9 protein-coding genes are annotated in these 9745 nt (G+C 39.4%); all 9 read left to right on the top strand.

All coding sequences use genetic code 11. The features are described 5' to 3' along the window. On the top strand, positions 1–604 hold a 604-nt coding region (locus FJR11_RS22325; protein WP_168507714.1), incomplete at its 5' end, for an alpha/beta fold hydrolase. A gap of 450 nt (positions 605–1054) precedes the next feature. Next, positions 1055–1468 carry a XisH family protein gene (locus FJR11_RS22320; RefSeq protein WP_168507712.1) on the top strand — a complete coding sequence of 138 codons (414 nt, stop codon included), beginning with the start codon at positions 1055–1057 and terminating at the stop codon, positions 1466–1468. Further along, positions 1456–1785, top strand: a complete 330-nt coding sequence (locus tag FJR11_RS22315; RefSeq protein ID WP_168507710.1) for a XisI protein — start codon at positions 1456–1458, stop codon at positions 1783–1785. Before FJR11_RS22320 ends, FJR11_RS22315 begins: the two co-directional genes overlap by 13 nt. 684 nt (positions 1786–2469) lie before the next feature. After that, entirely contained in the window at positions 2470–3543 is a 1074-nt protein-coding gene (locus FJR11_RS22310; RefSeq protein ID WP_168507708.1) for a gluconate 2-dehydrogenase subunit 3 family protein, read from the top strand. A 204-nt stretch (positions 3544–3747) separates the two neighbouring features. After that, positions 3748–5592, top strand: a complete 1845-nt coding sequence (locus FJR11_RS22305) for a GMC oxidoreductase (RefSeq protein ID WP_168507706.1) — start codon at positions 3748–3750, stop codon at positions 5590–5592. 4 nt (positions 5593–5596) lie between these two features. Next, positions 5597–6739, top strand: coding sequence for a cupin domain-containing protein (locus FJR11_RS22300; protein WP_168507704.1), 1143 nt, complete (start codon positions 5597–5599; stop codon positions 6737–6739). A gap of 30 nt (positions 6740–6769) precedes the next feature. Continuing rightward, positions 6770–8020, top strand: coding sequence for a cupin domain-containing protein (locus FJR11_RS22295; protein ID WP_168507702.1), 1251 nt, complete (start codon positions 6770–6772; stop codon positions 8018–8020). A 403-nt stretch (positions 8021–8423) separates the two neighbouring features. Beyond that, entirely contained in the window at positions 8424–8705 is a 282-nt protein-coding gene (locus FJR11_RS22285) for a type II toxin-antitoxin system Phd/YefM family antitoxin (RefSeq protein WP_040553935.1), read from the top strand. Beyond that, on the top strand, positions 8698–9021 hold the full coding sequence (locus FJR11_RS22280; RefSeq protein WP_168507700.1) for a Txe/YoeB family addiction module toxin: 324 nt from the start codon (positions 8698–8700) through the stop codon (positions 9019–9021). Before FJR11_RS22285 ends, FJR11_RS22280 begins: the two co-directional genes overlap by 8 nt. Positions 9022–9745: the final 724 nt, after the last annotated feature.

Here is a 9745-nt window from a genome sequence, read left to right as displayed (position 1 = left end):
GCTTAGTGTGCCTTATCAACCCCGTACTTGGGATAATATAAAACCAACAGAAGCGATGAGGCTGATGGCCGGTGAGCAAGAATTTTATCAACTAAACTTTCAAGAACCAGGCAAAGCAGAAGCAGAACTAGAGTCTGATATCCGTACAAATATACTTTCAATTCTCTACTCTGCATCAGGAGATCCACCACCTGCTAAACGTTGGCGTTTTCTGTACAACAAGTCAGAGAAATTAACAAATATGTCTTTACCAGATCAACTTCCTACTTGGTTAACAGAGCAAGATATTGATTTCTTTACCTCTGAGTTTGAACGAACTGGTTTCCGGGGAGGACTGAATTGGTACCGCAATATAGATAGAAATTGGGAACTAACACATTTTCTCAGTGGGGCAAAGATTTACCAACCAGCACTGTTTGTTGCAGGAGAAGTAGATGCAGTAATTACAATGTACCATGAAGCATTTGATAACTTAGAACACAATGTACCTAATTTAAAGCAGAAGGTATTGCTACCGGGGGCTGGTCACTGGATTCAACAAGAACGCTCCATTGAAATTAACAAACTGCTGATTCAGTTTTTGACAGATCAAATGGGTAATTAGAAAATAATTGTAACTTTTCTCTTGATCGCTGAAGGCATTGCTTTAATAATTTTCAGCATTGACGGAAATAGGCGATAGCGAAGCGCTCCGTAGGAATCGCTTTACTTTGAACCCACATTCCGCACCCTTAAGTGTCACAAGCGGTTATTACGGAAGTGAATTTATGAATAAAGAGTAAAAAAATACATTTATCTATAAAAAAACAAATTTTAGATAGGAAAGTTGATTCAGATGTATTCTCAATAAGAAGCAATAAACAATGACGGTTGTTTCTGGAACAATTAATAATATAATTATATTCTTAAAACATTAATACTTAAACATAACTTATGCTTATCGAGAAATAAACTTAAAACTCTGACTACAACAGGATTTTACTCCTGACTCCATCTTAAGGGGATAAGGTATAGGTGTACCTCATCTATTTGGAAACCCCTGTAATATTCCACTATGGCTAAAGACCTATTCCACCAAGCCGTCAAGCAAGCCTTAATCAAAAATGGATGGACAATCACCAGCGATCCATTAATCATTCGCATTGAGCGCGTTAAACTAGAAATTGATCTTGCTGCTGAAAAAGTATTTGCTGCTGAAAAAGATGAGCAGAAAATCGCTGTAGAAGTTAAGAGCTTTATCAATCCTTCCGCCATTAGCGACTTTCATAATGCATTAGGTCAATTTCTTAATTATCGCCTTGCTTTAGAAATGACTGAGCCTAAGCGTATCCTCTATTTAGCCGTCCCTATTGATATTTTTAATACTTTTTTTCAGGAGCGTTTTACCCAAGCGGCAATCTTACAATATGCCATAAAGATCATAGCATATGAACCGAATACAGAGGAGATAATCGTATGGAAAAACTAGCTAAATATCGCCAAATTGTGCGCGAATTATTAATCGCCCATGCCACTCCAAATGATCCAAATATTGAATGTCAACTCATTTTTGATACAGAACACGACCACTATCAAATTTTAGATATTGGTTGGCAAGAGTTAAATCGCATTTATGCTTGTTATATCCATTTAGACATTAAAGACAACAAAATCTGGATTCAGCAAAATATGACGGAAGCTGATATCGGTCAAGAGTTAGTGGAAAGAGGAGTTCCAGCTTCAGATATTGTTTTAGGCTTACATCCCCCATATAAACGTCCTTATACCAAATATGGTGTTGCTTAAAGTTAATAAAATAGACAAAGTATCCTGTAATTTCGTAAAAGTCCTATAGCTTCGTAAAATCCACCAGCTTTCTACCCTTGCAATCCCGGTGTTTGATAAACTCGTGTTGTAAAATTCTCCAAAACATCAGTTTCTTGATGATTACTAGATTCCTGAACTGTGGCCACATCTTCCTCTGGTAATTTTCTTCACTATTACTCACAAAAAGGTTTTTCATATCCTGATTAAGCTGTTGTGCATTTAAGTTGTGCATTTAATTTGTATAATCCTAACGAGCAAGATGCCTACACCACAAGATTTAGGCATTTTGTGATAATAAAATTTAGGTGCTTAACAGCTTTAACCGTTAAGATTGCTTGCCAATTTTGCCAACCTTCATAGAGGTATTAATTATAGCTGTAGCCAAGACAGTTAGGACATAATAAATGTCCGAAACTGAGTGATAACAAGTATTTCACTCTTGCCTCTTACCTCTTGCCTTCTGCTATAGAAAGGCAAAATCATCTTTGCATCTATCTAAAGTAAGATTTCTCAAACTAGAAATAATTTCAGATTTTTATACATAAATTTCTGGAAAACAATTTCAAGCAATTGTATTCAATAAAAACAAGTTTTCTGAAACTGGATTAACCCGGTTTAAACCAAAAAAGAAAACGCTGCTTAAATCTAGCAGGAGATAAATGAATGGCTGTAGAAATCTTCCCAACCGATGATCAGTATGTGTTAAACCAATGCACAAAATTTTTAGCTAGGTCTAACACAGATCCTCGCCATAACTTTGGACAATTAACCGACGATGACCCTCGCTCACGCATTGCTGAAGCTTGGCGATTTCCCATTATTGATAGTTACAGTGATGGTAAAGACTTTGTTAAAAGCTACTCCTCAAACTTAGTAACTTTCGTTTATCAACAACAAGGCAACACACCTCCCAAAGATGTTAGTATTATTGGCACATTTGCCCATCTCTTTGAACCAATTCCCCTCAAACCAGTGAAATTTTTAGGCGAAGAAACAGGATACTACGCCTTATCAATTGTTGTTCCCAAAGCCCAATTTCATACCTATAAATTTATTGTGGATGGACAACCAATTCTTGACCCCATTAACCCTCAACGCGCCCAACTTGATAATGGTCAATTCTGGTCAAGATTTTTCACCCAACTCTGCACAGAACCTCTGAGTTTTGAAGATTGGGAATTTGAAATTTTAACTCGCTTAGTAGATCACATTTTACCGTTCCGCACGGCTGAAGGTGAGAACTTCTTGAACCGCCAATACAATTATCTTGGTAAACAAGATAAAGAAGTACAATATGCCTTTGCTTATCGCCTAGATCAATCCGTAGGGGCAGTCAATTACATTGACAACATTTTAGCTAGGGAAGAAAATCACCACTTAACTGATTACAAAATTTGTCTTGGTCAAATGGACAGAATTTTGCGCCAGAGAAATCCCTACATTAATCCTCAAGATGTTTCCAAAGAGTTATACATTGATCTGTATAACGAAATGGCAAATAACCAAGTTAATGGGTGGAACTATCAACAATATCAAGAACCTCGTTATTTTCTGCAATTATTACGTCGCCACACCTACACAGGTGCTTTTTCCCATCCTAAATATGGCGGTAATGTTGGCGGTACAGGTTGGGCTTATTTGGCTGAAAGATATACAGATGACAAAGGGGAAACTTTGTTTAATTGGCGCAAAGCTATAGAACAACCCCTCGGCATTAATAGCGATTATCGCGGCTAATAACAATTGTAAGGATTCAGGATTTTCAGATCACAGGATTAACAGATTCAGGATTTATGCAAAATATCTCTCAAACCCTCATTTCTCCGTGAAATCTGTGCCTGGAGTGGTTAGTTTTTCACTAACTTCTGCATAAGTCCTAAGATTAATTTGCAGATTATTAATCATGATTATCCTTTCATCAATATCCCTAGGAGAAGATAAATGGAAACTCAATTTGATGTCGTAATTATTGGTAGTGGTGGTGGTGGTGCGCCTATTGCTCACACCTTAGTCAAAGCCGGAAAATCAGTATTGATTTTAGAAAAAGGCCCCTTGTTTAAACCCCAATATCAAAACCCCAATGGGTTAAGTGATTTTAAAAGAGATGAACTATTTGCTGATGGACCAGAAAAGCGGATTCGTATTCCTGGAGTAGCCAACGAAAACGAAGCTTTCTATTCTAGCCACGTTGAACCAGATATTAACGACGAGCCACATATTTATCGTGGTTTTGATGGTAAAGATCGAGCCACAATTGAAGGTTATACAGCCCAAGTTGTCGGTGGCGGTACTCAACTTTATGGTGGTGTTTCCCTGCGATTTACACCTACCGATTTACGCCTACAAAGCTTTAATGCTGGACGTAATGACCTCAAAGAAGACCCCAACGGCGATATTCAAAGGGAAGCCCGTGATTGGCCGATTAGTTATCAACAATTAGAGCCATACTATTTGAAAGCTGAATATTTAGTTGGCTTTAACGGCACTGTCGAGAACCAACTGAAACCATTTAGTGGAGATAAGTATCAACCACCTTTAGAGCCTAATCCTATTAGTATCTATGCGAAGGTGGGTATGGAGCAGATTGGTAAACAACTCAACAGTAACAAACCTATCAAGCCATATCGGACACCTTTAGCGGTGATTACCCGTGACCACGAACCCAGTGGACGCAAAGCTCCCCAAGATCCAGAAACGATTAAAACCAGTTATGTGAATCGTTTTGGTTGTCCTCTAGGTTTGAAATCAAATACTTGGGTATCTTTACTCAGTCCCATTGCTAACCAACCAAATTTTGAGATTCGCACTAACTGCGTAGTTACTCATTTGGAAAGCGAAGGGTCGAAAGTTAGCCGAGTGGTTTACCGTGACCCTAGTGGGAAAACTCGGTTTGTGCAGGGAAAAATTGTTGTTGTGGCTTGTTCAGCAATTGAATCAATTCGGTTACTGAAATTGTCTGCACAGATGAGTTCGGAATTCGATCGCCGGATCAATCAAAATGACCTCTTAGGAAAGTATTTTCTAACTCACTGTTTTGGTGGTGCGAGCGCCCTAATGCCCACTCGCAGCGATAAATCACAGGCTTTAGATGCTGATTGGGCTACGGATGCTTGCGCTACGGATGATTTTCTCAAAAGCCGGGGACTGTGGGCTGGTGGTGCAATCTACAACAACACCTCTGACCAAGCTTTGCCCATATCTCTAGGACGTACTCAGGGTAGTCAAGATTTAGATACTCTCTGGAAAGGCTTTATTAATAACACTGGATTGGCAGGTCAAGGTTTGGCAGATTTCCTGGATCAATACATGGGTAGAGGTCTATCTGTCAGCTTTATGGCCAATCAATTACCCCTGAAAACAAATCGCATCGAACTACATCCGACAATTAAGGATAAATGGGGTCGTTCGGTTGCTTACATTATTAAAGAATGGCACAGCCATGATAGGTATCTGATGAATACCCTGGCGGATATGTGCAAACAGGTTTTAGATAACGGACAAAATGCGTCAGGCGATCGCAAATTCCCTTATGAATTCTTGGGATCTGGGGGTGTGTACATGGCAGAAAACGCCCTAGCACGGATTGCTAATCATATTCTCGGTGGTGCAAGATTCGGCACTGATCGCCAAGACTCAGTATTAGATGTGAATTGTCGAACTTGGGATTTTGATAATCTCTACGTAACCGATGGCTCTTTTATGCCCACATCAGGGGGTGCTAATCCGACATTGACGATTCAAGCCAATTCTTTCCGTGTCGCTGACGAATTACTCAAGAGGCTTTAGTATTATGGACCCAGCATTTAACGATATTTTTACGAGTCCGTGGAATGACATTTTTAAGGTTGTCTTCTATCCTGACCGGATTTACCATGCCGAATATCTCAACGCTACCCGCAGCCCTCGTTACCGTTATAATGTGCGCGAAGTTCGTAGCTATTTGGGTATCAATGCTCTCAAGGGTGAAGTATATCTAGATGGTAAGTTTCTTAGCAATTTTCTCCGCTTAGAATATCGTTCTAGTCGCTTGGTGGAACAGACAAGGGAGAAAAAACGCTTGCTCAAGGATCAGTTGATTGCTTGGGTGAGGGTGTTGCCAGAGGATGAGAGTAAGAAGGCAGAAGCAACGGTAAAACTGTCCTATTGCTCTTGGATTGATGCTTACGAAGTGGAGATTTGGGAAACCCTAGAACCTCCTGCTGGTAGCTACCACGATTTTCAGGTTTTGGATCAAATGGGACGCAATGGGGCAATTACGCGAGTTAAGGCGTTTAGTCCAGCGTTGGCAGATATTAAGTCTTTGACAAAGATAGAGTTGGCGTTTCGGGAAAACGATCGCAATTTACCCTCTGGCTATCAAATTAGCAGTAATGATGCTGTTTGGGATAATGACTATTCGCGATCGCATCAAGAACCTCGCACTCAAGATCCCAGTTCACCCCAAAATACTATTTCTGACCTCAACTATCTGATTAATTTCCAACGCGGTTGGTTCTTACAAACACCAGATATTGCCCCAGTGCGATATCGCAACGCCATGATGGATAGTGACAATCCAGATAAGTCAGATACCAACATCATTGATATGCGTTGGATTGTGCAACGAGAACTTGGCGGTTCAATGGTGTTCTTCCATGAAGTGACCGTTCCTCCTGGGATAGTTGAAGGTACTCACCAACATATTGGGACAGAGGAACTGTATTACATTACCGAGGGCGAAGGGATTGCTTATATGCGAGTTGGTGATGACCCCGCCACAGAGAAGTACCCGACCGTCGAACGTCAAGTGATGGGCTTAGGAAAAAAGGAATTTAAGGAACTACCAGTGAAACCAGGGAGTGTGATTTTTACCAAGAGTGGGGGAATGCACGGCATTCGTAACCCTGGGACAAAACCCCTCAAATTCGTTGCTTTCTTGTATCACACCAACTAGACTTGTCCACCTAATTCTCACCAACTTGTCATGTTTATTGTTCATTCTGATAGTATTTTCAAAGTAGACCCCAATACCCCACCAGAATATAATCGGGGTAATCCCTTGCTGAAGTTGTTGAACTTTCTCGAAAGAGCGCAATTAGCAGCAGAAAGAGAATTTTACCTGACTGACCAATTACAGTATCTTTTTCCCTATCAATCTCTAGTATTTTATGGGCCACAAGGTGCTGATGCTAATATTCTCGACCCCACCCAGCAGGATAATAAAACAGATTTCCAAAAGCAAAATGTCAAGGACTTTTACAGTACGGATACCTTTCTTGTCCGGGGTTTGGTAACTGTAGGTGATTGGACAGGGCCATTTTTGCGGATTTCCTATCGAGGTGGCCCAGATTCTCAGCTTTCTGTTGCTGCTGGTAACAAATTGGGAGAAAAAATCAAGCTCTGGGTTAAGGTTGGGGATGTAGCTACACCAATGCTAATTACTGTCCCCTACAATGAACGAAGCGATCGCTATGAAGTTGAGTTTTGGGGTTATCCTGGTAATGACTTGAGAAGTCAACTCGATGACAAAGGCCGCAATTCTATAGATCGTGGTGAACTTCAGGTACGCACGGACTTAGTACATGGCAACATCTCTGATTTCAATCGAGAAGGTTTAAATGACCGTCTGATGACACAAGTTGCGCCCACCAACACCATGCACCCTATCTTACCCCTTCATGTGGAACTAGCCTGGGCAGACTTTACGGAAAAATTTTGGGATTCCCAAAATGGTGCTAATTATCACTACGAGTTCAATATGATCATGCGGGGTTGGGATAATTTCTTGGGAACTGGCATCAGTCCTAACCCTCATGGTGGTATTGGTTTCTTAGAATATCGCAACTTAATGTCTAACTATGGACAATACACTGGCAAAAACGAATTAGGCCGCCAGTTAAATTCTTGGAACTTTAGCGCCTTTAGAAACAAAAATCACGGTAACGATTTTGAACCCTTCTTTGCCGTTGATTATATGGATTTACACTTACTCAATTCTAATTGTGGTATTGGCTTACACCGCCATCGTGATAACCAAGAAGTGTTTTTCATGATGGAAGGTCAAGGTTTCATGGTGGTGGGTGACTGGTGTAAAATGCCAGAAAGAGAACGCTGTTTTGAAATCCGTACCCTCAAAAGTGGACACATGGCCATGCTCAAAGGTGGTAATCTTCATGCTTTGATGAACAGTACCGACGAGCAGATTTCCCTGTTTATGTTTGGTGGATACGATTAGTTATTGGGTGTAGAGACATTCCATGGAATGTCTCTATACTCACATCTTGCACCTGGAAATAGAGATGTCAAAACCAAAACTACGTGCGAGAGGAATTAATCGTTGAATATCCAGTAAAATAAGAGACACAACTATTTTGGGAAAAAGTGATTCAAGAGCAGTTTGTGCAGCCTTACCCCAATCCGGTGGTAATGGGAACTGAGGGGAGCAAATAACTCCAGTGAGCTATAAGATAAGCAGTTAAAGAAAGAATCAGCAAGCGATACATTCCCAGGATTGTACTTGGGGTCTGTGATTTTAGCACCCTTCCCGTTTACTGATTTGAGTCAAACTAAATTACTTCCGGCGGTGATACTATGGGTTATATTGTACAATATACTTGTACAACTTCTTAAAAAAGAGAATGTTAAACAAAGAAACCACTTACTCTCAAGCAAGGTTGAATTTAGCAACTATCTTAGATCAGGTGTGTGATCAACGGGAAATTGTAGTAATTAAACGTCGTAATGAGAAAAATGTGGCGTTAATTGCAGAAGATGAACTTTCCAGTTTATTAGAGTGTGTTTATTTATTAAGATCACCTGAAAATGCTAAACGTTTATTTCGGGCTTTAGAATGGACCCAAACAGCAATGGAAACTCCTCAAACATTGGCTGAATTAAAAGAGGAGTTAGGAATTGAGTAGTAAGAAAAAAAAGCCAGATACTCATAATGAAGAAAAAGAATTATCTGGTTATTTTCCTGCTTTCAGTCCTGATTTTAAAGCAGATTTGGCTTGGTGGTATAATCATGATAGAAAAAAAGGGGATAAGATATTAGATTTAGTAGCGGATATTCTTGACGGTCAACCGTTTACAGGCTTAGGTAAACCTGAACCTCTTAAATATATTGATCCTGATACTTGGTCACGACGCATTGATTTAGAACATCGTTTGGTTTATAAAGTCACACAAAATAAAGTTTATTTTTTACAAGCTCGTTATCATTATGAATCAAATTAAAATCAAAACTTGGGAATTGTCTGGTTCCAAGAACAAATCCAGCAATGGTTAGGAAATTTACCTGGAGATCAGGAACTCTTAGGTGAAGCTGATGATATCTTAAGGTTGTTGACAAAGGATTTGACTGAGATACATTACAAAACTCAACCCCCCTATCCCAAATTTTATCAATTTGTGATTCAAGCCGATTATTCACATTCAAATTTTGAATAAATCCATTAACAATCTGACGATTAGCATCATCTTCAGGTAAAATTAACAGATGTGGTTTATTCTTATTTATACTCATAATTCTATATCACCACAAATCAAAGAATTAATCAAATCCCCAGTAACAGGTATATCACTAAGCAATCTAATTAAAGTTGGTTCTAAGTGACTTTTTCTATCCAGAACAAAGGTGTTTTCATTGGAGAATTTTCTAATTGCTTCAGGATTATGAGAAGTTACTAAAATTTGGCCACTATCCTTAAATGAACGTCTCAGAGATGTGATAAAATGACCTACTTCTGAGATAGACAGTAAACCAAAAAGTTTTTCCCAAAGAGCGATTCCTATAAAACACTGAGGCTATATGCCAAGTATTTTGTAGCCTAAGATGCTCTTTAAATCTCGGTGTTCTGACCAGTAGATATCATATAGATAATAATTACTTATGACTATCTGGGTAATAATTTCTTGACGCTAACCAGATGGAATATAAATGCTTTCAACAACTTGATAT

The organism is Anabaena sp. UHCC 0187, from assembly GCF_009712035.1.
Lineage (GTDB): Bacteria > Cyanobacteriota > Cyanobacteriia > Cyanobacteriales > Nostocaceae > Dolichospermum.
This window is presented reverse-complemented; position numbering and strand designations above follow the sequence as displayed.